This window comes from Phenylobacterium sp. (genome assembly GCF_024508875.1).
In the GTDB taxonomy this organism is placed as follows: domain Bacteria; phylum Pseudomonadota; class Alphaproteobacteria; order Caulobacterales; family Caulobacteraceae; genus Phenylobacterium.
In genome coordinates, this window is record NZ_JANINU010000307.1 from 1 (window position 1) to 22,681 (window position 22,681).

Annotated in this window: 22 protein-coding genes; 4 read left to right on the top strand and 18 right to left on the bottom strand. The window is 68.2% G+C overall.

From position 1 onward, the window contains the following. The 7 genes from Q0L11_RS20035 to Q0L11_RS20065 form a co-directional block, all read right to left on the bottom strand. The coding region (locus tag Q0L11_RS20035; protein ID WP_296599606.1) for an AAA family ATPase at positions 1 to 969 on the bottom strand (969 nt) is incomplete at its 3' end. Beyond that, a complete protein-coding gene (locus tag Q0L11_RS20040; RefSeq protein WP_296599607.1) occupies positions 969 to 2,114 on the bottom strand; it encodes an exonuclease SbcCD subunit D in 1,146 nt (381 codons plus the stop codon). The genes Q0L11_RS20035 and Q0L11_RS20040, both read right to left, overlap by 1 nt. A 125-nt stretch (positions 2,115 to 2,239) precedes the next feature. Then, positions 2,240 to 4,666: an AAA family ATPase gene (locus Q0L11_RS20045; protein WP_296599609.1), complete on the bottom strand. Its 2,427-nt coding sequence runs from the start codon at positions 4,664 to 4,666 to the stop codon at positions 2,240 to 2,242. Positions 4,667 to 5,129: 463 nt separating this feature from the next. Beyond that, the gene (locus Q0L11_RS20050; RefSeq protein WP_296599610.1) at positions 5,130 to 6,332 is read right to left on the bottom strand and encodes a hypothetical protein; all 1,203 of its coding nucleotides are present in this window, start codon (positions 6,330 to 6,332) and stop codon (positions 5,130 to 5,132) included. Then, complete coding sequence (locus Q0L11_RS20055; RefSeq protein ID WP_296599611.1) at positions 6,329 to 7,441, bottom strand: hypothetical protein; 1,113 nt, start codon at positions 7,439 to 7,441, stop codon at positions 6,329 to 6,331. The genes Q0L11_RS20050 and Q0L11_RS20055 overlap by 4 nt, the downstream gene beginning before the upstream one ends. 7 nt (positions 7,442 to 7,448) lie before the next feature. Further along, positions 7,449 to 7,808 (bottom strand): hypothetical protein, encoded by a 360-nt coding sequence (locus Q0L11_RS20060; RefSeq protein ID WP_296599613.1) that lies wholly within the window; start codon positions 7,806 to 7,808, stop codon positions 7,449 to 7,451. A 275-nt stretch (positions 7,809 to 8,083) separates the two neighbouring features. Then, positions 8,084 to 8,221 carry a hypothetical protein gene (locus Q0L11_RS20065; RefSeq protein ID WP_296599614.1) on the bottom strand — a complete coding sequence of 46 codons (138 nt, stop codon included), beginning with the start codon at positions 8,219 to 8,221 and terminating at the stop codon, positions 8,084 to 8,086. Positions 8,222 to 8,331: 110 nt separating this feature from the next. Between Q0L11_RS20065 and Q0L11_RS20070 the strand changes: the two genes are divergently transcribed. Both Q0L11_RS20070 and Q0L11_RS20075 read left to right on the top strand, forming a co-directional pair. Next, positions 8,332 to 8,784, top strand: a complete 453-nt coding sequence (locus tag Q0L11_RS20070; RefSeq protein WP_296599764.1) for a type II toxin-antitoxin system VapC family toxin — start codon at positions 8,332 to 8,334, stop codon at positions 8,782 to 8,784. A 500-nt stretch (positions 8,785 to 9,284) separates the two neighbouring features. Beyond that, positions 9,285 to 9,833 carry a VOC family protein gene (locus Q0L11_RS20075; RefSeq protein WP_296599616.1) on the top strand — a complete coding sequence of 183 codons (549 nt, stop codon included), beginning with the start codon at positions 9,285 to 9,287 and terminating at the stop codon, positions 9,831 to 9,833. Positions 9,834 to 9,945: 112 nt separating this feature from the next. Here the strand turns inward: Q0L11_RS20075 and Q0L11_RS20080 are convergent, their stop codons facing one another. From Q0L11_RS20080 to Q0L11_RS20110, 7 genes are all read right to left on the bottom strand, one after another. Then, positions 9,946 to 11,541 carry an ATP-binding protein gene (locus tag Q0L11_RS20080; protein ID WP_296599618.1) on the bottom strand — a complete coding sequence of 532 codons (1,596 nt, stop codon included), beginning with the start codon at positions 11,539 to 11,541 and terminating at the stop codon, positions 9,946 to 9,948. A gap of 252 nt (positions 11,542 to 11,793) precedes the next feature. Continuing rightward, on the bottom strand, positions 11,794 to 13,005 hold the full coding sequence (locus Q0L11_RS20085) for a carbohydrate porin (protein ID WP_296599620.1): 1,212 nt from the start codon (positions 13,003 to 13,005) through the stop codon (positions 11,794 to 11,796). A gap of 26 nt (positions 13,006 to 13,031) precedes the next feature. Next, the gene (locus Q0L11_RS20090; RefSeq protein ID WP_296599621.1) at positions 13,032 to 13,607 is read right to left on the bottom strand and encodes an NADPH-dependent FMN reductase; all 576 of its coding nucleotides are present in this window, start codon (positions 13,605 to 13,607) and stop codon (positions 13,032 to 13,034) included. Between the two features lie 54 nt (positions 13,608 to 13,661). After that, positions 13,662 to 14,732 carry an MBL fold metallo-hydrolase gene (locus Q0L11_RS20095; RefSeq protein ID WP_296599623.1) on the bottom strand — a complete coding sequence of 357 codons (1,071 nt, stop codon included), beginning with the start codon at positions 14,730 to 14,732 and terminating at the stop codon, positions 13,662 to 13,664. 335 nt (positions 14,733 to 15,067) lie between these two features. Then, positions 15,068 to 16,000, bottom strand: coding sequence for an alpha/beta hydrolase (locus Q0L11_RS20100; RefSeq protein WP_296599624.1), 933 nt, complete (start codon positions 15,998 to 16,000; stop codon positions 15,068 to 15,070). Between the two features lie 8 nt (positions 16,001 to 16,008). Then, positions 16,009 to 16,965 carry an enoyl-CoA hydratase/isomerase family protein gene (locus Q0L11_RS20105; RefSeq protein ID WP_296599625.1) on the bottom strand — a complete coding sequence of 319 codons (957 nt, stop codon included), beginning with the start codon at positions 16,963 to 16,965 and terminating at the stop codon, positions 16,009 to 16,011. A gap of 212 nt (positions 16,966 to 17,177) precedes the next feature. Beyond that, on the bottom strand, positions 17,178 to 18,254 hold the full coding sequence (locus Q0L11_RS20110; RefSeq protein ID WP_296599626.1) for an SDR family oxidoreductase: 1,077 nt from the start codon (positions 18,252 to 18,254) through the stop codon (positions 17,178 to 17,180). A gap of 21 nt (positions 18,255 to 18,275) precedes the next feature. Here Q0L11_RS20110 and Q0L11_RS20115 point away from each other — a divergent pair, with 21 nt between their 5' ends. Together Q0L11_RS20115 and Q0L11_RS20120 are read left to right on the top strand one after the other, a co-directional pair. Beyond that, positions 18,276 to 18,989, top strand: coding sequence for an SDR family oxidoreductase (locus Q0L11_RS20115; RefSeq protein ID WP_296599627.1), 714 nt, complete (start codon positions 18,276 to 18,278; stop codon positions 18,987 to 18,989). A gap of 46 nt (positions 18,990 to 19,035) precedes the next feature. Beyond that, a complete protein-coding gene (locus Q0L11_RS20120; RefSeq protein ID WP_296599628.1) occupies positions 19,036 to 19,275 on the top strand; it encodes a 4-oxalocrotonate tautomerase family protein in 240 nt (79 codons plus the stop codon). On the opposite strand, the gene Q0L11_RS20125 is transcribed toward Q0L11_RS20120, so the two are convergent. The 4 genes from Q0L11_RS20125 to Q0L11_RS20140 form a co-directional block, all read right to left on the bottom strand. Beyond that, entirely contained in the window at positions 19,272 to 20,222 is a 951-nt protein-coding gene (locus Q0L11_RS20125; protein WP_296599629.1) for a LysR substrate-binding domain-containing protein, read from the bottom strand. The two genes, Q0L11_RS20120 and Q0L11_RS20125, sit on opposite strands and share 4 nt — an antisense overlap. A gap of 13 nt (positions 20,223 to 20,235) precedes the next feature. Beyond that, a complete protein-coding gene (locus tag Q0L11_RS20130) occupies positions 20,236 to 21,309 on the bottom strand; it encodes a nitronate monooxygenase (protein WP_296599630.1) in 1,074 nt (357 codons plus the stop codon). Further along, positions 21,306 to 21,938 carry a sensor histidine kinase gene (locus Q0L11_RS20135; RefSeq protein WP_296599631.1) on the bottom strand — a complete coding sequence of 211 codons (633 nt, stop codon included), beginning with the start codon at positions 21,936 to 21,938 and terminating at the stop codon, positions 21,306 to 21,308. Before Q0L11_RS20135 ends, Q0L11_RS20130 begins: the two co-directional genes overlap by 4 nt. Positions 21,939 to 22,049: 111 nt before the next feature. Continuing rightward, positions 22,050 to 22,649 (bottom strand): response regulator, encoded by a 600-nt coding sequence (locus Q0L11_RS20140; protein WP_296599633.1) that lies wholly within the window; start codon positions 22,647 to 22,649, stop codon positions 22,050 to 22,052. Positions 22,650 to 22,681: the final 32 nt, after the last annotated feature.

Here is a 22,681-nt window from a genome sequence, read left to right on the forward strand (position 1 = left end):
GGCGGCGCGGCGCGCCGCGGTTTCCAACGGGGCCAAGTCGCGGGCCGCCTCGGCCCGCACCAGACGCTGGCGCAGGCGCTCGACCTCCTCGGCGCGGGATTGCAGGTCGGCGAGCGCCGCCCGCGCCGTCGCTGCCTCGGTGAAGCGTGCCGCCAGCACCCGACCGGCGGCGAGGGCGGCCTCGGCCTGGGTGCGAGCCGCCTCCAGCGCCTGGCGCTGGGCCTGGGCCTCGAGCCGCGCCGTGTTGCGTTCCGCGATCTGCTGGGCCAGCGCTTCGGCGCTGTCGACGCCAAGGTCCTCAAGGCGTGTGAGGATCTCGCGGCGCGCGGCCTGGACGTCCGCCTCCAGGCCGGCGGCCTGCGCCTTAAGCCGCTCAGCGAAGCGCTCGAAGATGCGCACGTCGAACAAGCCGCGCAGGATCTTGGAGCGCTCGTCGCTTCCGGCGGTAAGCAGGGCGCGGAACCGTCCCTGCGGCAGCATCACCACCTGCCGGAACTGCTCGGCATCATAGCCAAGAAGGCCGCAGAGGACGTCGTCCACGTCTTTCAGCTTGCGTTCGGCGAGGGGACGTCCGGGCGTTTCGAGGCTCACGGCCTCGGGCGCGAGGCCGGTGGCGTCGAACACCGCCGCGGTGGCGGGATACGTTCGGCTGTCCTTGCGGGGAGACCTGAGCTCCTGTTCGGGCTCGCGTCGGACAAAGTAGCGCTTTGCGCCCAGCTCGAAGACGAACTCTACATAGGTGCGCGTCTCGAGGTCGGCCAGATCGGAGCGCAGGTGACCGCGCGTCCGCTCACCGCCCGAGGATTCACCAAACAGGGCGAAGGCCATGGCGTCGAGTAGGCTGGTCTTGCCGGCGCCGGTGGGGCCGTAGATGCCGAACAGGCGCTGGGCGAGGGCCGGGCTGAAGTCGATGTCGATCCGCTCGGCGAAGGGGCCGAACGCCTGGGCGACAAGGCGGATCGGGCGCATCAGATCGCCTCGTCGACCGCGTCGGCGAGCGCGGCGCGGACGATTTCACACTCCTCGGCCGAAGGGCCGGCGCCGCCACGCACGTCCTGCAGGAAGGCGTCCACCACCTCGAACGGCTCGCGACGGGCGTGGGCGGGCCGAATCCGGGCTCCAGCCTCGGCTCCCTGTCGGGCGCGCCGCTCAATCTGCAAGGCGAACGGGTAGGCGGTGCGCAGGCGCCCCATAGGGTCCACCAGCTCCCCTTCGTCGTGCAAAACCGCCTTGATGAAGTCCCGGCAGGGCGGCTGAGGCGCAGCCCGGATCAGCGCGTCTAGCGTACCCTCGATGACCCGGACCGAGCGTAGCGGAACCAGCGGGCGGGCCTCGACCGCCGAGACGCCGTGCGGTCCGAGGTCAACGAGGAGCACGCTCTTTTCCGCTCCGGCTTCGTCGAAGCCAAAGGCCATCGGCGCGCCGCTGTAGCGGATATGCTCGGCACCGACCGCCTGGCTCCGGTGCAGGTGGCCCAGCGCCACGTAGGCGGCGCCTTCGAACAGGGTGTGCGGAACGGTCTCGACCCCGCCGACGAAGTCGAGCGAGCGTTCGGTGTCGGTGACGGCGCCGCCCTGCACAAAAGCGTGCGCACAGACCACCCAGCGGCTGCCCGGCGAGACTACGGCTCGGGCCTCCTGGAGCTGCTCGCGCAGCACGTGCTCCGGACAGCTCACCTCCATAGCTTGGTAATGCGCCCGGGCAGCGTAGACCTCGCAGAACGGTAAGGCGCTGATCGCCACCGGCCCGTGGTCGTCCTTGAGGATCAGCGGCGCGGCGCGGGATGACAGGGGGCCGCGGATGAGCACTCGCGCCGAATCCTGCAAGGCGCCGCCAAAGCCCACCCGCTCCGGCGCGTCATGATTGCCGGCCAGAGCCACGATGGCCGCGGGGGTCTCGCGGTAGACTCGTGTCAGGAAGCGGTCGAATAGATCGACGGCCTCCTTGCGGGGCACAGCTCGGTCGAACACGTCGCCCGCGATGACGATCACGTCAGCGCCGCTCTCCACGAGGATGGTGAAGATCTGATCCAGGATCTCCGCCTGGTCCTCGAGCAGCGCCTCCTGCGCCATCATCCGCCCGAGGTGCCAGTCTGAGGTATGAAGGAGCCGCATCGAAGCTCTTCCTCCAAGTCGAATTGCTCAGCTACAGCCTGCGCCGGTTCCGTTCGACCGTGTGTTCCGACAGAAGGCCGAACTCATCCCTGATCCCGCCAGCGCGCCGTGCTGCGTTTAGCTGCCTATACGAGCTCCGCCTTTGGTGGGTCCTCGAGCGCTTCCCGGCGCTTCTCTGCCTCTTTAGCTCGCTTCACGTAATCCAGCCGAAATGCATCTAACGCTTCCACGTCTACAGACATGTCCTCTGGTCTTGGGATGGAGATGGGGCGCCCCGCTGGCATGTCGTGGCCGGAGCGCTCAGAGGCGCGCTTCATCGCGAAGAAAATCGTCTGGTAGTCAGCGTCACTGAGCACGACCCTCTTTAGCCGCATTGTCATCACGTCTGGCACAAGCCGCTCCACCGTCTTGTTGATGACGACTTCCTCCACGGCGCGCTCCCAGGTCTCGCGCAAATCGGAGTAGAAGTCCTTGGCGAGCCTCCGATAGGCATCACTCTCCAGATCGGTATGGGCTTTTGCAGCCTTCGCTCGTTCCCGCAGATCACTGATCCGGCCCGTGACTGGCCTCGCCAACCAAGGTTCGGTGTCCTCGGTCACCAGCCCGAATCCTTCGGTCTCCGTCTTGCGAATGACCACCTTCACCAGCGGAGCCTTCTCGCCGCAACGGGCGGCTTCCGACACCATCTCATTGAAGAACACGAGGTTGTGCGTGAAGACGACGACCTGCCGGCCCTTCGCTGCCTCCTCAACCAGCCGCTCCGCCACGCGCCGAAGCCGGACATGGTCGAGTGAAGAAACCGGGTCATCAACGATCAGGCCGTAGTTCGCAGACTCGTCTCCGATCTCGGCGAGGAAGCATGCGAGTGCGAGTGCACGCTGTTCCCCTTCGCTCAATACCTCGCGGTTGGCCACCTTACCGACGCCCTGTAGCCCGACGCTGAAAAGGCTTTGGCCCGAGCCGCTGCTATCTTTCACTACGAATGGAATGTGACCCAGATCCAGGCGCGTGATCTCAGCTTGGATGCGCGCCTGAAGGCCATCGGTAACGAGCTTGCGCCGCATGCTGCTGATCTGTGTAGAGATCGCACGAGTCTGAACCTGCGCTTGGCACGCCCGCACCGCCGCTAGAGACTCCAAATCCTCAAGGCGCTGGAGAATGATTCCAACGTCCTGCCCTAACTTCTCACGATCTTTGAATTCCGCGATCCGAGCGCGATCGGCGTCGAGTGTTCCGCCGTGTTGAGCGGCAGCTTCCAGCTGCTCGGCCTCAGTGAGCAGCGCACGGCCTTCCGCGGCGAGCTCCTCGATCATTGAGAGCGGCATCGCCGGGATTGGCGTGGTGCCATTCTCCGCCAAGGCAAGAAGCGCTACTTTGCGCGTAGCCAGACTAGCCAGTGCCAGCTCGACCCGGGCCAGAAAGGCGGCCCGTGCAGGGCTCATCTCCGCGTACGCAGCGAGATGACCAGCAACCACTTCAGGTGCAGGGATAGCGACGTCAGCCAGCACCGCTGTCTTAGCGGAGAGTGCTGCCCGAGCAGCGTCAGCTTCCTTGGCCGTTTCGCTTGCAACGAACGCGTTGAACCGACTAAGCCGAGCGGCACCGACGTCGCCCAGCGGCTGGTGACAGAGCACGCACAGATCGCTCGGCTGCTCTGGTAGTCGGTCGGCCTCTGCATCATTCTCGACAGCGAAGCGCCGTGCGGCCTCATACATGAGGCGCCAAACGCCTTCGCCCACGCCCTTCAACGAAAGATCTGCGAACTGCGCGGCCGCGCTCGCATTCGCGGCCTCGGTAGCGACCCGCGCAGCGTCGAACAGGCGCGCAAGCTCCGCTTCGGCGGCTTCTCCTAAGGCAGCTTCGGCGCTGGTGAGGACCTGCTTCAGCCGTTCCAAGCCGGGAGCGGCGCGGCGCCGTGCCGCTGCCTGCAGGCCGGGATCGGACGCGAGCCTTTTCTCAAGTGTCGCCAGCTCCTCTCGCTCGTCATGGCTCAGGCCGGCTAGTGCTCTGATGTCTTGCGCGTTCGGAAGGCTGGCTGACTTCGGATCGAGCCTGCCAAGGAGAAGGGCAACTTTGCCATTCGGCGTGTAGCCGGTCGGCAGTGGCGGCCTTACTCGCTTCTCGATGGCCTTCTCCTCCTGAGCAAAGCCATTTCCGAGCGAGGTGCAGAGCTCCCCGTGGTGTTCCAGGATCGCAAGTTGGGTCGGAAGGTAGGCGATGCGATTCTGCTGGTCTACGTAGAGCCTCGCGTTCTGACTGTCGAAGACCGAGAGCTGCTTGAGGCAGGACGGCGGCTTCGCGGTCGGCGTCCAAGCGAGCTCCTCGATCCCGTTGCTTCCAGTCTGCCAGCGCACCTGCACCTTGAGGGGATCGGTGGGCGTTGGTCTGAAGACGTCGCCTTTAAGCTCTTCGGAGGAGAGGCTACGACAGAGGCGCTTCGCAATACGGGCGTAGCCGCTCTTACCGCTGCCGTTCTCACCGAAAATCAAGGTGATGCCGTTCGGAGCGAAGCGCAGCCGCTGGTCAGCGGCCAGCCTATCGACGTTCTGCACGGGTCCGACTGACAGGAGGACGCTGCGCGGCCCCGCCGCTTCGGCAGGTGCTACATGCTCGGCGCAAATGGGTTGGCAATCGGGCGCTGGGCCCTCAGAAGCTCCCGCCGCGTGTCGAACACGATCCAGGATCGCTTGGCGATCCTCGTCGCTCAAGGAAAGCCCGGGCGAACTCACGATGCGCCTCAAGCTGTCGCGCGCCCAATCCGGCTGCTTGTTCGCCCACGGAATTAGTCCCTCGTCTGGCACGCTGGTCCCCCCAAAAACCTTAGCTCTCTGTTGTTACCACTCGGCCGCGAGTTCGTCATCGCGGCAATCCCCGCGCGAGCTGCGCTGCGCGGGCGCTGCGTTAGGATGGGGGTACCAAGTGCTGCCAAGCAGGCTGAACGTCCGCTTTCTGGCGACGCCTTGATGTCCGCCTGTGGCGCACGCCTGCCGCAGCCTCGATGCCACCCTGTTCGGCCTAGCGAAACAGGTCGTCGCGGATGATCGTGGGGAAGGCCAAGTCAGGGCTGTCAACTACCTGCATCGCCGGCATGTTGTGGCGGTGCGTCAGCGTGGAAATGCGGTCGCCAGTGTACTCCCAGTCTGCTAGGATTTGGCGCAAGCGTCGATCTGACGGGGGCGTCTCCAGGAGCGCTGCAAGCTGCTCGACAACTCGGTCCAAGACGAGCCAGAGGACCCGGTTTCGGGCTTCCAGCACCTTCTCCATCATCTGCAAGTCCCGCAGGCGCTGCTGTGGGTTAGGCGCGACGTGGATCGTAAGCCAGTGTCCGATCAGCGCCAAGTCGCGCAAGCGCAGCGCCTTGATCGCCTGGCGTTTCGCCTGGTCGTCCACGTCGGTTGAGAGCAGCAAGTCTGTGAGTTCAACGATGACCTGGGCGGTGAGCAGGCTGATCACAGATTCGACGAGCGGCTTATGCGCGCCGCTCGCGATGCGTGTGGCCATCGTCAGTCCGAACATGTCGGCGTCAAATTCGGGCGCGAAGCCGGGGCCGGCCGCGATGAAGTCCTCGAGCGAGATCTGCTGCACGTGGCCGCCGAGATCCCCGAAGTGCGCGCGCGGAATTTGTAGCGCAACGGCGTTGGCGCGTCGGTAAACGACCTCGGCCCCAAGGTCCTGATAGAAGGCGAGCATCTCGGGGTTCGGCGCCGTGAGCTGGACCAGATGCTGAAGCTCGTGGCCCAGGATGAACGCCAGGCCGAGGATGGCGTAGTTGACCTGTCCGTTGCGAGAGAGGCCAGGCAAGGGCCCCACCGGACGAACGCGCCGAAGCACGTCGTGGCGTCCCGTCCGGATCGCGGCGTGAAACAGCAAGCGTTGGATGAAGGTGTCCAAGGCACCGTCTTCGAGTGCCTCATGATACGTGGCCTTCTCCAAGAAGTCGGAGACCGGATCACAGAGGCGCAGAAAATCCACGTTCACGCGAACGACGGACGTGTCGGCGTAGCGGACGGCATGGCAGCGCAGGTCTGCGGCGCTGACGCTTGAGACGATCAGGCGCTGCAGGGTTCGATAGCCTTCGTGGCTGTCGATACAGGTTGGGACCAGTTTATGGAGGACGTTCAGTTCCTCCCGCGTTTGGTAGGCCGTCCGATAGACCCCGCTGGGATAGAAGGCCTTCCAGGTGGATGAGCTGCGCGCGTCCGGCGAGGCGTCCGTCATAAGTCAGGCTCGCTCGGGCCCGCCGTGTTGTAGGTGTCTCGGATGAGGCGGTCGTCAAACTGCCCGTAGCCCCAGGCCTGTGCGACGCGACGCCCGTCGGTTGCGCCCGCCGCCGAGGGGACCCTCGACTTCAGCGTGAGATAGGCGCTGAGGATCACGACGCGGCGACTGCCGATGTAGTTGTTTGCCCAGGTTTCTGAGAAGGCGTCTCGTCCGCCCGTTGTCGACGCCTTCCAGAAGTTCGTGAATGCCACATCTCGTAGGTAGCGAGTCTCAGCACGCAGGCCGCGCGTCGTGGCGTCGATGCCCAAGGCTTGTTCTTCGCCCAACTCAATCAGCGTTTGGGTGATCAGCAGGGAAAAGGCGGTGTGGAGCAAGAGACCTGGGGTGCAGCCGAGCCGTGGGCCGAGGGTGAGCAAAGCACGCAGGCCTTCGGCGTTCGCCCCGCCCTGCCGGAAGTGGGCCGGTGCTTCAGCTAGAAAATCGGCGAGTGTGGCGGGCGGCGGCTCGGCGCTCGGGTCGCCGATCATGATGCGGTGCATTCCTGCCATATAGGCGCGCCCGGACTCGAAGATCTCCTGCTCCCAACCCGGCGGGGGCAAGCCTTCGTCCGGAAGTTCGCGATCGACGAGGACACGCAAGTTACGGGCGGCCAGGAAGATGGGTATGAGCCAAAAAGCCTGCGACATCCGTTCGGAGTCCGGCCTCGGGAGCGGGGTCTGTGGTGTCAAGTGGCCCCAGCGATCGAGCGCGCCGCCTCGCGCGGCGCCATGGAAGATCAGCCGATCGGCCAGTCCCTCCAAGTAGTCGTCCGGCACCATCTCCCCGCGGTTCTCGACGACGTATCCGAGGCAGCCGAACACCAGCAAACAAAGGCGGGCGAACTCGAGGTTGATGAGGACGATATTCCCGGCAGCGCCGCGCACCGCCGCGCTCCGAAGGTCGGCGGAACTGACCCCGACGGACGAGAGGTTCGGGATCGCCTGGAACACCAGCCGCGACATGATCGTCTCAGCGACCAGGCGGCGAAATGCGCCTTTCTCGGCGGCGCTTTCAGGCTCCGCTCGGTGGAGGACGTTCGGCGCGAAAGTGACCGGCCCCGGCGCCATCTGCGGCTCAGGCTTCGAGCGCTTCCACGATCGCCTTCAGGACCTCGTCGGCCTCAGCGTCGCTATTGATTGAGAAGCGTAAGCCGTTGACGACGACGGTGACCTTGGCGCGCCGGGCGGCCGAGATCTTCCGAACGGTTGTCACCACCCGATTGAACGTAAGTGTCACCGCCGCCGTCGCCGCGCTGCCTACAAGACCCGAGCCGACGGTCAAGGTCAGCCAGTTGACCGCCTCTGGCCCGGACAACCCAAACTCCGAACCCTCCAGAACCGACAACTGGATGCTTGGGGCATCTTCAATCACGGCCGCGACGGCCGCGCTGAGTTCGTCATCGGTGGGGCTGATATCAATGCGAACGTCAGTCATGCGGCTCCTTGAGGCACGCCAGCGCGGGGCGGCCGAGTCAGACGTGTGTCCGCCACGACCACAACTTCACTATGTTGGGTTGGAACGAGCCCGCACAAGAGCCTGGCGGGGGTGGCGCGACGCGTAGCGGACCATAGTCGCTGTTCTGCGAGTGTCCGCTTGCCGTACCAATCCCAATGTCTCTTTGTGGCGCAAGGGCGACGTTGGCGCTCGGGCGACTTCCGGCGCCCTCAAGCGGGCTGGTGCAGCGGTAGTCAGTTCGAGGCGTTGCGCCACTACCAGATGCCGACCGCCAGCTGCGCCCAAATCAGCAGAAACGCCAAGCCAATCGCCGCGCTGACCAGGCTGAGGTGCAGGGGGCGCGTCGTGCGCCAGGCGGCAAGCTCGAACGCTCCTGCGGCGCCGATCAGCATAAGGGCTAGGGTCGCGAAGTCCTCGGGTCCCCACGCAACTTCCGCCGTAAATTGATAGCGACGGCCGGCGCCAGCAGCATCGCGGCTGCGCCACCCCAAAGTACGAGCCGCTGAGGCCCGCGCAGGCCTCGTGCTGCTTTCTCTGCCCTTGTCATCCGTTTCGCTCCCGTTGGCGCAAGAAGCTTCTTCTCGACACGCATGTCCTGCTCTGGGCAGCGGCCGGTTCGGGGCTCTCGACCAACGCCGCCGCTCTCATCAGTGATCCGGAGAATGAGCTCCTCTTTAGCGCCGCCAGCGTCTGGGAAATTGCCATCAAGTCGGGGTTGGGCCGGCCGGAGTTCAGTCTGGATCCGGGAGTTTTTCGCCGCGAGCTCCTCGAGAGTGGCTACGAGGAGTTGGCTATTGCAGGCAGTCACGCTGCCGCGGTGTCGAACCTTCCAAATCTACACAAGGACCCCTTCGATCGGATCCTGATTGCACAAGCAATGGTCGAAGGGATCACATTGCTGACCGCAGACCAGGCTGTTCTCAGCTATCCCGCTCCGGTGCGCTCCGCGCTCTGACGCTAGGCCTCGCGTTCGGTTCAAGCCGTATACTGGCTATGGCTTCACGCCGCTCCCATCCCAACCCTTGCGCCTGCTTCTGCCCATCGCCACGGTGCGCAACCTGCTGAGCTGACGGCGGGGGGCTGAACGGCGCCCGTTGGTGGGCCCTGCCGCTCACAACCGATGCATGGGGGACAGCGAAGACGCAGAATGGGCGGCAGGTCCCTCCCCAGGGTGCTGGATCGGAAACCTGTGGAGGGCTTTTCCCGCGACAACCGCCGAAGGCGCAATCCTGGCGCGGTGCTGTCCACGGGGGGCAAGCGTACTCGACGGAATGGCCCATGACGGGGTGTGGCTTGGACCGACACGGCTCAGCCGGGTCAGGCGCCGCTCGATGGGACGAAGGTATCGCCGATACGTTCGTCCAATGAGATGTCGCAGCCCGCGTCGGTAACGTCGGCGGGCCGTAAGCCGACGCAAGTGAGGGGTTACGGACCGATCCTGCCTAGGGAGCCCGCATGAGCCGCATTCCCCCCGCCGCTCCGCCATCAGAGCCGCCGACCGCGATGGCGCTCGAAGTGCTTGTCATCCCCGTCGCGGATCCGGACCGCGCGAAGCGGTTCTATGAGGACCTGGGTTGGCGACTGGACTTCGACTTCTCGGGGGAAGACGGCTACCGCGTGATGCAGTTCACGCCGCAAGGCTCGGCCTGCTCGATCATCCTTGGCCGAGGGATCTCCTCGGCGGCGCCCGGGTCGTTGCAGGACGTGCATCTCATCGTCAGCGACCTGGCGGCGGCGCGCGCCGACCTGCTCCGGCGCGGCGTGGCCGTGAGCCCGGCGTTCCACGACCCCGGCGGCATCTTCCACCATGCCGACCCGGCACACTTACGCGCGGGGCCGAACCCGGAGCGGAAGAGCTACGCTTCCTACGCGACCTTCCAGGATCCCGACGGCAACGGCTGGGTCTTGCAGGAGGTGACCGCGCATCTGACCGAACCCCCGGCGGTTGGCGATCCGCGGTTCACGCCCGAACTCGTCGCGGTCCTGCGGGGCGCTCCGCAGTAAGGGCGATTGCGATCGGGGGATAGATCGTCGGCTGCAAGGCTCGCGCGACGCTACCCTTAACGACGGCATTGGGGCTCCCCTGGCGAATTCGCGATCGACGTGACGAGCTTCGTCAGGGCGCGGTGAGCGCCTTCAGCGCGAACGTGAAAACCGTGCCCTTGGGGCTGTTCGGGGATACCCAGATGCGTCCGCCGTGAGCTTCGATGATCGAGCGGCAGATTGAGAGCCCCATGCCCATGCCTGTGGGCTTGGTCGTGAAGAGGGGGTTGAAGACCTGCTCCAGGTGCTCCGGCCTGACCCCCGTCCCGTTGTCCGACACGGATACGCTCAGTTCGTCGCGCCCGTGGTTCTCGGTCCTCACCACGAGGATCCTGGGGGCGTCGTCGGCTGCCGTGGCCTCGGCGGCGTTCGTCATCAGGTTCAGCAGGACCTGCTGCAACTGCGTTCGATCGGCCGCGACACTTGCCGGATCTGCCGCAAGGGTCATCTCGAGCCGGACGTGCTGCTTGTGCAGCTCCCTACGGAGCAGGGACGCCGTCTCACGGACGAGCCGGTTCAGGTCCACCGCCGTCCGGACGCGCTGGTCCCGCTTGAAGTTCGCGCGGATGTTCTCGATGACCGCCGCGGCCCGGTGCCCGTCGGCGGAGATCCGCCTCATGTCGCTCATGGCGTTCTCGAGGTCGGGGACGGAGCGATCGAGCCGGCGGAAGCCCAGGCCGGCTCGCCAGATCATCGCCGACAAGGGCTGCTTCAGCTCATGCGCGATCATGGCCGCCAGCGCCTCGCCGGTGGCGAGCCGCGCTTCCCGCTCGCGCTCCTGCGCGCGGACCGCCTGCAAGAGACGGCGGTAGAGGTTGGAGACCTCCACGAGCAGGACGGCCAGGACCAGGCTGTTGGCGACCAGGTTGATGATGACGACCGTGTACCAGCCGACGCTGAAGCGGCTTGGGGAACCGAAGAAGGAGATCGGGATGGCGGCCAGGTGGACGGCCGCAACGACCATCAGCCACAGACCAAGGACCGTATTGCGCTGTGGCCAGAGCAGGATCACGGCGAGCCCGTAGAGCAGGGCCCTCGGCGCGCCCGCGTAGATCAGGAACTGCGCGCTGAATCGCCGTCCGTCGGACGCGACGGACGGGAGGTGGGCGTCCCCCGCGATGCAGGCGAATCCAATGAACGCGACGAAGCCGCAGGTCGCCATGATGCTCAGCAGGAGCGGCAGGTGGACGCCCCCCGGCCGGGGGGCCGCCTTCGCGTTGCGGCTCAGGAGCGCGAACCCGACGATGGAAGCTGCGAACCCGGAATGCTTGAGGATGAACAGCCAGGCGGTCGTCTGCAGGCCGCCGACGAGCGCGCGATCCGTCACGAACAGCCCCGGGAACGCCAGGAGGTAGGGGATGAGGATCAGGGCGGCGTAGAGGTAGCCGCTCGCGATCAGGAGGAGCGCGCGGTTCCGCAGGATGGAGAACTGGCAGAAGAAGATGACGGCGGTGACCAGGTCGATGACGAAGAGCGCGGACGTCTCGATCGGCACGAACGCCGGGACGGCAGGAAGCTGCAGATCGGCGAACGGCCGGGTGATCGCGAAGAGCGTCGCGAGCACGCCGGGGACGACGGCGAGCGCCACCAGCTTCTGCCTCCGGCCGGGCGTGGTGCTGGTGAGGACCACGACATCATCCGAGGGATCCTGCGTACCGATCGCCTGCATTTCAGCCTTCGTGGACGTCGTAATGGCGTGGGTGCGGGTTCAGACGCGCGGTTCCCCGAAGGGGCGTCGGCGGCATCATATGGGCGCGCGCCGCGGAATCGAGACGCTGCCGTGGGCGATCCGCGCGCCGGCGACGTCTCCGATCTCCTCGGCTCGGCGCCGCAAGCCCTTTCCGCCAACGCCGCGTGCGGCCGGCGGTCGTTTGACAGGCGAGACCCGTGCGGACTGGCCATGCGCACCCGAAAGGATCGCCTAGGGCTGCAACGTCGCGCTGACCTTGAAGCCCATCACCACCGCCGTTCGCCTGGGCGCCCCACCGGGATTGCCGATGACCTGCACGCTGGGCTGCAGCACGAGCGCGCGCGTCGCCTGCACGCCATAGAAGAGCTCGCCGACGTACTCCGTACTGCTGCGGTCCGCGGGGTCGCTCTTGAGGCGTGGGTTGCGCCGCGTCGCCCCCAGCGCGAAGCCCAGCTCGTCGCGGGGGCGCGCGCTCAGCGGGCCGCGCCAGAAGCCGCCACCGAAGACCTGGCGGTCGATGCGCGAGGTCCGGCGGTCCGCCTGTGCGGCGCTGAAGAAGAGCGTCAGCCCCGAGATCGCCTCCCCATGGTCCGAGCGGCCGGTCACCTGCTGTTGCGCCATCACATAGGCGCCGCCGCGCCCGTCCACGTCGGGTGGCGTCTCGTCGGCAGCCGCGCGAAGCCGGCCGCCGCGGTCGAGGACCAGGTCGCGTGCGCGCGAGGTGTCGTACCAGGCGCCGATGCGGTACCGCCCGGGGCGGCCCCGGATGGACGGGGTCGCTCCCGCCTCCACCGGTATCATCACGCCCGTCGCTCCCTTGAAGCGGCCGACCGTGAAGCGCCTTCGCAGGTTGCGGGGGTTCACCTCGTAGACGGCGACCTGGACATAGCCCCTTTCCCGCACGATCCGGCCGCGCACGCCCCACTGGCTGATCGGCCAGTTGTACCAGTAATCGCTCTCCATGTTGCCGGGCTGGGAGCCGCAGAAGGTCAGGTTCTGGAACGCGCACCGGAAGGTCGCGAAGTCCTCGCCGACGGTCAGCCGCCCGGCCTTGATGTCGGCGCCGCTGGAGCCGATCGCCTGCTGGTACCAGAGTTGGGTCAAACGCCAGGTCTGCCCACGTCCGTAGACCTCCTGGACCAACTGCAGCGGGCGCAGGCCGCTGACGGCCCCCAGGTCCTCGCCCCAGCGGTAGGTGACGGTGGCCTGGAGGGTCCCGCCGGCCAGCCCGAGCGCCTCGCCGGTCTCCGCCGTCACCCCCAGCGCGAACTGTCCAGCTTCCTTTGCCTGGCTTCGCCCTGGGCCGCTGACGGTCCAGGCGGTCTGCGAGACGACGCCGGCCGAGAGGCGGACGCCGTCCGGCAGTCTTCCGGCCTGAGCGCAGGCCGCAGACGCCACCGCTGTCGCCGCGATCGCGGCGCAGCCCGTCGTTCGAATGCCCATGGTCGCAGCCCAGTCGTCGAAGCTCCCTAGCTGGCGGGGGAGGGGGTGCGCCGGGTCTTGGCCGCCCAGGCCGCGAAGCTGCGGATCACATGCTCCAGGAATCCGCGCGCCTCGGCGGTGGGCGTCTCTCCCTGGCCGTCGAACATGGCCGCCGCATCGCCGATGTAGGCCTCGGGCTGCTGCATCACCGGCATGTTCAGGAACACCAGGCTCTGGCGGATGTGGTGGTTGGCTCCGAAGCCGCCTAGCTTGTAGGGCGACACGCTGACGACCGCCGCCGGCAGTCCGTCCCAAGGGCTCGGGTAGTCGGGCCGCGATCCGACATCGATGGCGTTCTTGAGCGCGCCGGGGACGGAGCGGTTGTATTCCGGCGTGGTGATCAGCACCGCATCTGCGGCTCGGATCTCCTCGCGGAAACGCGTCCAGGCCGCGGGCGGATCGGCGTCGAGGTCCTCCGTGTAGAGCGGAAGGTCGCCGATCTCGGCGATGCGGCAGGCCAGGCTGGGCGGGGCGAGGGCGATGAGAGCGCGGGCGATGCGGCGCGTGTGTGAGTCCTTGCGCAGACTGCCGACGAGCACGAGGACGTTCAGGGGCTTGGCCATGGAAGGCGCCTTTCAAAGACCGGATGAGGGCAGGGAGGTTGGAGCGGCGCGGGATCAATCGATCCGAAGGCTCTGCTCCATCGCGAAGCACTGGTCCCAGATGTAGACGTCGAAGCCCGAGAGCCGGTCCTGCCACTTCGGCGTGACCGTGTTCATGCATTTCACCACCACGCGATCGATGTAGTTGTCGAAGACGGCCCAGGGATTGGTCTTGTCCTCGTCCGCCAACTCCTCGCCGATCGCGGTGGTCTTGAGCGCCTGCGAGGCCGCGGCCTTCACGTCGTTCATGAACTCGAGCTGCGTGCGCACGTCGGCATGCGTCCCCGTACGCGTGACGTGGCCCCCGACCAGGATTTCGAAGGGATGCTTGTCGATCAACGCCACCTGATCGAAGACGCCTTGCACCTCGTGGGCGACGGCGAACCTTCGCCACGGCATCCAGCCGGGGAAGATGACGTCCACCACCATCAGCGTCTTCTGGCGCGGGGCGTAGATGAAGATGTTCCCCGGTTCGTGGGCTTCGCCGTGGTAGCTGAGTTCCAGCACCTGACTGCCGACCTTCAGCGTGTAGCGGTCCTTGAAGGTCACCGTGGGCGGCGGCCGCTTGGGGTCCCTGTCCCGCAGCAGGAGCCGCTTGGTCTCCTCCTGGGCGATGGTGATCGGCCGGCCGCCCAGGTCCGTGACCCCGCCGATGTGATCGGTGTGGGAGTGGCTGTAGATCACGTGGGTGATCGGCTTGTCCGTCACCTCGGCGATGGCCTGTTTGAGGTGCGCGGAATAGGTCGGCGGGGCATCCACCACCACGACGCCGGTCTCGTAGACCAGGAACATCGATTGGTAGGCGTTCTCGGTGACCATGTAGAGCCCGTCGCCGAGCTTCTGCGTCCGGTAACCCTTCGCCGGGTCGATCGGGGGCGGCGTGTTCTCGGCGGAGACCGGCAGATAGCGATCGGTCCGCACGCCGATCGGGGCGAGCGCGGGCATGTTGGCGTAGGGCGTCCCGGGTTGTCCCGGCGCGGCCTCCGCCCGGACGACCGGCGCCTGACCCAGGCTCGCGGTGAGCGCCAGGGCGCCGATGACGGCGTGGCCGAGCACGTTCGAATGCCTTGCGGATCGGGGCGCCATGTTCTCTCTCCTCGCTCGCGGCGGCGCAGCGCCACCTCGTCTGGCGGGAGGATCGGGCGTGGGAGGCCCTCCCGAAATTGCACTTAGGTGTCGTCGACACCAAAGTCTCATGCGGCGCAGGCGGCACGCCCACACGCCTGCGGCGGTCGAGGATCGCTCCCGAGGGCCCATGGGCTCGGCGAGGGCGAGCGCACCGCCGCCACCGGGGGGAGCGCGCGCAGCTCCGATCCCGACGAGACGATGCAGTCGGCGCCGATGATCATGCGTCAGGCGCTGACGCCTTGCGCAGGAGTGTCGAGGCGTGAGGGGGCCGTGCCGGGTCGAGCGCGCCGCCGTCAACGCGGCAGTCGCTGCAGGAAGTCGAGGATGAGCGCCGCGGCCTCGTCGAGCGCTTCGTCCAGCGCGAAGTGGCCCGCGTCCAGCAAGTGCAGTTCCGCGCCGGGAAGCTCGCGGCGATAGGCCTCGGCGCCGGGGGTGATGAAGGAGGGGTCGTAGCGGCCCCAGAGCACCAGCGTCGGGGGATGATGGTTCCTCAGCCACGCCTGCCACGCCGGATAGGAGGCGACATTGGTCTGGTAATCATAGAGGAGCGCCCCTTGGATCTCCCGCGCACCAGGCCGCGAGAGCATGGCGTATTCATCGGCCCAGCTGTCCGGGCTGTACCGCTCAGGGGCGGGACTGCCGGCGATGTGGCGCTGTCGCGCGCCCTCGAACGAGAGGAAGGCGTCGAGCTGGTCCTGATGGGCCGCTGGGTCGCGCCAGTAGCGCGCGATCCCCGTCCATTTGGCGCCGAGCCCTTCGGCGTAGGCGTTGGCGTTCTGGACGACGAGGCCGTCGACCCGCGCAGGCCGGGCCAGCATCATGCGGAACCCGACGGGTCCGCCGTAGTCCTGAAGATAGAACACACAGTGGTCGACACCCAGCTGGTCCAGCAGCCGGCTCATCGTCGCGGCCAGTTGGTCGAAGGTGTAGGCGTAATGCGCGGGGGACGGCGCGTCGCTGTGCCCGAAGCCCGGATAGTCGGGCGCGATCACGTGGTATCGGACGGCCAGCAGCGGGATCAGCCCCTCGAACATCCGCGACGACGAGGGATAGCCGTGCAGCAGCACGACCGTGGGCGCATCCTTCGGTCCCGCCTCGCGGTAGAAGACCCCCACGCCGTCGACCTGCGTCCGATGGTAGGTGGTCGTGGCCGAAGTGGAGGGGAGCGCGCTGGGCTGGGCCGCCGCCAACGCGGCGGCCATGGCGATCGCAGTCGGGCTGGGCATGCGGGCTCCTAGGGTTGCGGCTCGCGGTAGTCGGCGGTGCGCTCGTTGAGGTGGTCCTCCAGGTCGCCCCCCTTCTGCAGGCCACGTGCGACCAGGGCGCTCACCCGCGCCTGGGCCTCTGGTCGCTGGACGGAGGCGATGAAGGCCTCCCAGCCCAAACGGATCTCCTCGTCCGGTGGCAGGCTGGCCACGTCCACCAGATGCTTGGTGTCGATGATCGCCTGGTGGTCGAAGCCAGCGATCCGGGTGGCGAGCCGGTCGACGAAGCCGTCGAGCTCGGCGTCCGGCAAGGCGCGGTTCACGTAGCCGTAACGCTCGGCCAGATCACCGTCGAGCGCGTCTGCGCCGATCAGCAGCTCCAGGGCGCGGCCGCGGCCCATCAGCCGTGGCAGGCGCGCCATGGGCCCGCCGCCGGGAGCGAAGCCGGCGCCCACCTCGAATTGCGAGAGCATCGCCTTCTCGCGGCTGGCGAAGCGCATGTCGGTCGCGAGGACGATCTCGCTTCCGATGCCGCTGGTGCGACCCCGGATCGAGGAGATGGTGACGGCCTTCAGCCGTGCGAGCCGCACCATGAAGTCCGGCACGGGGTGCATGCCCGTCGGTCCCGGAGCCATTCCGGTGGAGTCCTCCAAGGGCTTCAGCAGATCGTAGTGGGCCATGAAGTAGCCCGGGACAGCGCTGTCGAAGACAACGACCTTCACGCTGGGGTCGCCCTCGATCTGATCGAGGATCTCATCGAGCCGGCGCATCTCGGCGGGCCCCACGATGTTCAGCGGTGGGTTGGCGAAGGTCACTCGCCAGTAGGCCGGGCTCTTCCGGGTCAATCGGATGGTCTCGCGGGGCGACGGCGCCGCGGCGGACGTCTTCGGCCCCGCTGTCTCGCCGGCCAGGCCGGAGCTGGGCGTGTTGACGGCTGCCGCCGCCAGGATCGCCGCGAACGCGCGGCGTAAAGGGGAGAGGCGCATGGCGTGGCTCGATCTCTTTCCGCGGAGTGGACCTCCAGATCAGAGCACCTGCCCCTGCCGCGCGCGATTGGACCTAGGTATCCCCGAGACCAAGGTATCGGCGGCCGATGACGCGGACCGGCGCTTATGCCGCTTGCCACCCGCCCGGCGGCGCGGGCTCCGGGCGGCGCCGCGCCGTTCCGGTCCGCTCCCTCCATCCACGAGAGGCCTGATCAGGTCGCGGCGGCCGGGGCGCGTCCGACGCCGAAGCGGGCCGCAGGCTCGGACCGCGAGAGGTTCGGGAAGAGGGCGCGGCGAGCGTCCTCGTAGGCCTGCCAATCGGCGGGGTCTGGAAGCGAGGGCAGGGTGATCAGCTCGCCTTGGTCGAATCCTGCGAGTGCGGCGTCGACCGCGTCTTCCGTGCTCATGACAATCCCGGCCGGGAGGCTGGCGAGCGGGGCGCCCGACACGTCCCAGAAGTCCGTTGCGACAGCGCCCGGGAGCACCGCCTGTACGCGCACGCCGCGCGACGCGAGTTCGTGGTGGAGCGACTGGGTCAGCGCGACGACGAAGGCCTTCGTTCCGGCATAGACCCCATTGAGAATCTCCGGCCCGATCGCGGCGATGGATGCCATGTTGATGATGGTCCCGCCGCCGCGCGCGACGAAGCCGGGCGCCGCGGCATAGGTCAGCCGCGTGAGCGCTTCGACGTTCAGCGCGATCATGCCCCGCATCGTCCCGATATCGGCCTGCAGCAGCGGTGTCGCCGAGCCGACGCCGGCGTTGTTGACCAGCATGGCGATGCGCTCGTCCGTCCGCAGACGATCCTCGATATCATCCACGTGGTCCGCCCGCCGCAGATCGCTGGTCAACGTCTCCACCTGGCGTCCCGTCGCGTCCGCCACCCGCGCCGCCACCGCCTCCAGGCGCGCCGAGTTGCGCGCGACAAGGATGAGGTCGAAGCCGCGGCGCGCGAGGCGATCGGCGTAGACGGCGCCCATCCCGCCGGAGGCGCCGGTGATAAGGGCCCGTCCGACAGGGGGCGTGGTGATGGGCGTGGGCAGCATCTCGATCCTCCAGGCGGGCGCGGCGCCCGATGCTGGGGAGGTGGCGCCGCGCGTCGGCCGCGGACATTGGACTTTGGTGTCGGCGATACCTTCGTCTCGATTGCCGCGCCGGCGCGGTCGACGAACCCTCCGTTCGGTGTTGCGTGAAGCGACCGACTGTCGCTCGCGGCGCAGCTCTACGGCCCAGGTCGGGCCGGACCCACCTCTCGGGCAATGACGCTGGCCGACGTGGCCGCGCTGCATATGGAAGGTTCGAGACACATCATGACCCAGGACAACAAGGTCGCCGTGATCACCGGCGCATCGCAGGGGCTGGGCGCCGCCCTCGTCAAGGCCTACCGGCACGCCGGGTGGAAGGTCGTCGCCAACTCTCGCACCATCAAGCCGTCGAGCGATCCGGACATCGCGACGGCGCCGGGCGACATCGCTGACCCGGCCGTCGCCGAACGGGTCGTCGCCACCGCGATCGACACGTTCGGCCGCATCGACACCCTCGTGAACAACGCGGGCGTCTTCACGGCCAAGCCCTTCACCGCGTTCACGCCCGAGGACTGGGCTGCCAACACCGGCACGAACCTCGCCGGCTTCTTCTTCGTGACCCAGGCGGCGATCCGGCGGATGGAGGCGCAACGGGCCGGCCATGTGGTCCAGATCTCGACGAGCCTCGTGGAGCAGCCGATCAAGGGGGTCCCCTCGGTGCTGGCCTCGCTCACAAAGGGCGGCCTGAACGCGGCGACCAAGTCGCTGGCGATCGAGTATGCCGAGCAGGGCATCCGGGTGAATGCGGTGGCGCTCGGGATCATCAAGACGCCGATGCACCCGCCGGAGACCCATGCCGGCTTGGCGACCCTGCATCCTCTCGGCCGCGTGGGCGAGGTGGAGGAGGCCGTCCACGGCGTCCTCTACCTCGAGAACGCACCGTTCGTGACCGGGGAGATCCTGCACGTCGACGGCGGCCAGTCCGCCGGCCACTGGTGAACACGTAGCGGCCCGCAGCTGCGGGCCGCCTCACAGGGAGGCCGTCATGCCGATCGTCAACATCCTGGTGACCCGCGAAGGCACGAGCCCGGAGCGGACGTCCGTCACCGCCGAGGAGAAGGCGCGCCTGATCCGGGGCGTCAGCGACCTGCTACTGGAGGTGCTGGGCAAGCCGCTCGAGTCGACCTTCGTCACCATCCAGGAGGTGGAGCTGGACGGCTGGGGCTGGGGCGGCTTGCCGGCGCTCGAGTATCGGCGGCAGCGGGCGGGCAGTCCATCCGGCTAGCGGGGAGCGTCGACCCCGGGGAGCGCCCGCGCCTCCTCCGCCAGGCCGGCGAAGGCCGCGCGCAGCCTCGGGACCGCCAGATCCAGGAAGGCCCGCACCTTCGGCGCGGTGGCCCGGCCCGGGCGGGCGACAAGATGCACCGGCAGGGGGGCAGGCTCGGCGTCGGCCAGGACGATCGCCAGCGCGCCGCGCCGCACCTGCTCCGCCACGTGGTAGGAATAGAGGCGTGTCACGCCGAGCCCAGCCTCGGCCGACGCGGCGGCGGCGCGGACGCTGGTGACAAGCACCCGAGGCGTGAACGTGACGGTGCGTGCCTGGGCGCTGCCTGAGGCCGGCGGGAAGACCCAGCGGTCCTCGCCGAAATGCGACATGGCCACGATGTCGTGGCCGGCCAGGTCGGCAGGCTGAGAAAGTGGCCGGCGCGCCGCGAGGTACGGCGGCGCGCCGACGATCACCCGGCGCACGCTTGCGCCGACCCGCACCGCCATCAGGGACGAGGCGGCGAGCTCCCCGACCCGGAGCGCCAGATCGACGCCCTCGTCGACCAGGCTAACCTGGCGGTCGAGGAGCAGGAGGCGCGCGGACACCGCCGGATGGGCCTGCAGGAAGGCGTCGACGATGGGGCGCAGGATCTCCTCGCCGGCGATCGGCGGGGCAGACAGGGTGAGGACGCCGCGGGGGTCCGCCGCCCCGCCCGCGGCCTGGCTCTCCGCCTCCTCCAGGTCCGCCAGCAGCTGGCGACAGAACGGCGCGTAGCGCTCGCCGGCTTCGGTCAGCCGCATGGCCCGCGTGGTGCGGAACAGCAGGGCGACGCCCAGGTGCGCTTCGAGGAAGGCGATGGCCCGGCTGACCGCCGCCGGCGACCGTTTCAGTGTCCGCGCGGCGGCGGCGAGACTGCCGGCCTCCGCTGCGACCGCGAAGACCTTCATGGCGTCCAGGCGATCCATCCGTCCCGTCCGTTCAGCAGGAGCCGCCGGCTTCGATCAACTCGTCCGCCAGCGTGGCCATGAGATCGGCCGCCGGAAGCGCGCGGGCAAGGGGCGCGCCCTGGCCCGCCCATTGTGCGCCGTAGCCGCCGTCCCCTTGCGCCCGGGCCGCCGCGGCAAGGGCCTTCCCGGCATCGTAGGCGATCGGATAGTCGGGAGGTCGCGCACGCCCGGCGGGGCCTATCTTCAACCCCGTGAAGCGGTTCGGCAGGCAGCGGGCGGGACGCCCCGAGATCAGCGAGGTCATCTCCGTGGCCGACGCGCCCGCCCCGAAGAGCGCCTCGCGGTGGAAGGCGTCGGCGCTCGATTCCGGGCACGCGATGAAGGCGGTGCCGAGTTGCGCGGCCTGCGCCCCGAGGGCGAGCGCGGCCGCCACACCCGCGCCGTCCATCAGGCCGCCGGCCGCGATGACCGGGGTGGGCTGGCGAGCGGCGAGGACGCGCGTGAGGGCAGCCGTTCCGAGCTGCGCATCCTCGGCCTGCGGATCGAAGACCCCGCGGTGGCCGCCGGCTTCCCAGCCCTGCGCGACGATGGCGTCCACTCCGGCGTCGGCGGCGGCGACGGCCTCTTCCAGGCAGGTGGCCGTGGAGAAGAGCACGATCCCGGCGGCCTTCAGCCGATCGATCGCGGCTTGGGATGGCAGTCCGAAGTGGAAGCTCACGACCGCAGGACGCGCCTCCAGCAGGAGGTTCAGCATCTCGGGGTCGGCGACGAAACTGGTGTAGATCTCCGAGAGTTCGGCAGGAGGACGCGCGCCGCACCGCTCGAACTCGGGCGAGAGCGCCTGCAGCCAGGCCGCCGCGCGCACTGGATCGTGCCGGGCAGGGCGATGACAGAAGACGTTGACGTTGAAGGGGCCGGATGTGGTCTTGCGGAGCGCCGTGATCATCTCGCGCGCCGCCGCGGCCTTCACGGCGCCGACAGCGATCGACCCCAATCCGCCCGCGTTGGTCACGGCGGCCGCCAGCTCGGGCGTCGACGTGCCGGCCATGGGCGCCTGGATGATCGGGAGGCGCAGGCCGATGCGCCGCAGGAGCGATCTGTTCATCCGGGCGCCTCGATCGGCGCGCGGACGCGCGCGAGGCTGCCGCGCGGGGTGAACCACCATTCGACGGAGCCGCCCAGCTCGCCGGCCAGGGCCTGGACCAGCCCGACACCGCGACCTGGCTCGACGACTGCTTCGGCGGCGCCGTCGTCGCAGACGCTGCAGACCATATCGCCTTCTTCGCGCGCGATCCGCACGACGATGGCGCCCGCTTGCCCACGAAGGCCGTGTCGCGCGGCGTTGCGCACGAGCTCGGCGACGGCGAGTCCCACCCGCCACGCGCGGCCTGACGCCATCCAGACCTCGTCGGTCTCCACAGCCAGACGGATACGCCTGTCGGCCAGCGCCGCTTTCGAGAAAGCCGCGCAGAGGTGGCCCACATAGTCGGCGAGATCGACCTCGCCTTTCACCGGCGGAAGCAGCGCACGATGGGTTTCTGCATGGGCCCGAAGCCGTTCGGCCGCCGCGCGCAGCGCCTCCTGCACGTCCGACCGGGGCGAGCCCGCCGCCGCAAGCGACAATCCCGCGATCGCCTCCGCGTACTCGTTGGCCACCCGGTGGCTGATCTCCTCGACGAGATGGAGTGGAAGGTTCCGGGCGGGGGTCTGGCGGATGCGGACGTCCAGCGTCATGGCAGGGGCTCCCGAACCGCGGCCGGCGAGGGGGCCGCGGACAGGAGCAATGAGACGCCCTGGGCGCACCGCGCGCCATTGCACAAAGGTATCGGCGAGACCTTCGTACGGTTAGGCCGGATGCAGGCCCAGGCGCTGGCTCATGCGCACGAGGTCGGCCAGGGACTTGGCCTGCATCTTCTCCATGACGCGGCCGCGGTGCGCCTTCACGGTGATCTCGCTGATGCCAAGCTCACCGCCGACCTGCTTGTTCAACAGGCCGGACACCACCAGGTCCATCACCTCGCACTCACGCCGACTGAGGGAAGCGCGGCGGTCACGCAGCGCCTGGAGCGCGATCTTTTCGTTCGAGACGGCGAGGCTGCGTTGCAGGGCTGTCTCGATCGCCGGGAGGAGGACGTCTTCGTCGAACGGCTTCGTGAGGAACTCCGCCGCGCCGGCCTTCATCGCCCGGACCGTCATCGGTACGTCGCCGTTTCCGGTGATGAAGATGATCGGCATCTCTGCGCGTTCGCCGGCGATCATCTCCTGAAGGTCCAGGCCGTTAAGCCCGGGGAGACCCACGTCGAGCACGAGGCAGGTCGGGCCCGCTGCGGGCGCGACCTCGAGGAATTCCGCCGCCGAGGCGAACGCCCTCGCGTTCCAGCCGGTCAGCTGGATCAGGTCCGCCAGCGCCTCGCGCACCGATGCGTCGTCGTCGATGACGTACACAGTCGGTTCCGTCGCCCACAAGCTCGACGATG